Genomic DNA, 1,415 nt, shown 5'->3' with positions numbered 1-1,415 from the left:
CCGAGTACGAGGGCCCCGATCAGTAGCCGCAGTACAAATGACACCACGGTGGACAGCGGTTCGAGCAGCTTGGAGTCCTCGGTCACAACATCCCCCTGTTATCGTTTATCGATGTTATCGAAAGACGATACGTGATGGCTGTGGCGAGGTAAACCTCCTGCGGCGCAGGAGCATCAATCGCACGGCGGTGCCTCCATTTCGGTGTCCGCTTCCACGGTCACCCACCCGGCGACCGCCGCCCCATCACGCTCGACCGGCCGGCGCTTGCCGAGCTGCATGCAATCGGGAGGGACACGCCCCAGGTCGAGGCCAACCGGGTTTGGTCGGGCGCTGGTGTGGCCACCCGCTAGGGTTCGATCGTGGATGCCGTCGGCCTCGACCATCGTCACCGCACCTACCAGGGGTGGATACCGCCTCCTGTGGCATCTTTGCTCGTCGAACACGGTCATTTCGACATCCCCCTTCACAGCCCGACCTACCGGCTCCGCTGGTCCGGCTGGCGACGCCGCCACCAGGCGCGATCACTCACCAGTCATTACCGACGACAAGCCGCATCTCGGACATGAAGATCACGATCTACAGCTGGAGTACTAGGAGCTCTCTTACGGATCACTTGGTGGAGGTTCGATCTCGGGGCCTGCTGGCGCCGGTGGAACTACTGCCTGCGACGATGCGCCTGTGAGCTATGACCTTGCTGTGTGGGACGGCGACCGTCCACTCGACAACCGCCAAGCGGGCTCGACCTACGACGAACTCTACGAGCGCTACCTGGAGTCGGACGATGTCGTCGTGCCTCCGGCGCCACGCATCGTGGCCTACGTGGAAGCCCTCGTCGCGCGATACCCGGACGACGCCGATCACAGTGTCGTGCGGGCGTCGACGCCGGTCATCGATGAGGCATCGGGCCCGATCGTGTACCTGCTCATGTCCTATGGCAAGGCTGAGGGAGTCTCCGAGTACGCAGCCGCGCTGGCACGCGAACACCGACTCGTCTGCTTCGATCCGCAGGGAGAATGCCTCCGGCCGTGAGCTGGCTGTTCTTTCAGCGGGCGGACCAGAGGAAAATGCCTGCGATTAGGAGGCCGGCACGGTAGACCGAGACGGTCTTCTCGTAGCGGGTGGCCAGGCCGCGCCATTGTTTGAGGCGATTGATGCAGCGTTCGACGGTGTTGCGTTGTTTGTAGACCTCGCGGTCGAATCCGGGCGGGCGCCCGCCGCCGCGGCCCTTGCGCTTACGGTTGGCGATCTGGTCGGCAGGTTGCGGGATCACGGCCCGCGCTCCGCGTCGCCGCAAGTGTTCACGGATGGCTCGCGATGAGTATGTCAATCCCCCCGATCTGTGGAGACCTTCCTATGCAGCCAGTTCCTCGGTGAGGCTGGCCTGGTAGCTGTGTTCGTAGTCGATCGGGCTCTTG

2 protein-coding genes and 1 pseudogene are annotated in these 1,415 nt (G+C 63.7%); 1 reads left to right on the top strand and 2 read right to left on the bottom strand.

From position 1 onward, the window contains the following. Positions 1-173 precede the first annotated feature (173 nt). On the bottom strand, positions 174-449 hold the full coding sequence (locus ACWD35_RS45475) for a hypothetical protein (protein WP_451357176.1): 276 nt from the start codon (positions 447-449) through the stop codon (positions 174-176). A 229-nt stretch (positions 450-678) separates the two neighbouring features. Between ACWD35_RS45475 and ACWD35_RS45470 the strand changes: the two genes are divergently transcribed. Next, positions 679-1,029: a hypothetical protein gene (locus tag ACWD35_RS45470; protein ID WP_451357175.1), complete on the top strand. Its 351-nt coding sequence runs from the start codon at positions 679-681 to the stop codon at positions 1,027-1,029. Between the two features lie 13 nt (positions 1,030-1,042). Here the strand turns inward: ACWD35_RS45470 and ACWD35_RS45465 are convergent. Continuing rightward, positions 1,043-1,321, bottom strand: a pseudogene (locus tag ACWD35_RS45465) (transposase); the annotation flags it as partial. Positions 1,322-1,415: the final 94 nt, after the last annotated feature.

This window comes from Streptomyces sp. NPDC002671 (assembly GCF_053592475.1).
Note: the sequence above shows the minus strand (reverse complement) of the source record. Positions and strands in the feature narration are given on the sequence as shown.

Excerpts from the sequence above, each read along its gene's own strand:
- ACWD35_RS45475 (WP_451357176.1), bottom strand. The coding sequence starts at position 449 with ATGACCGTGTTCGACGAGCAAAGATGCCACAGGAGGCGGTATCCACCC.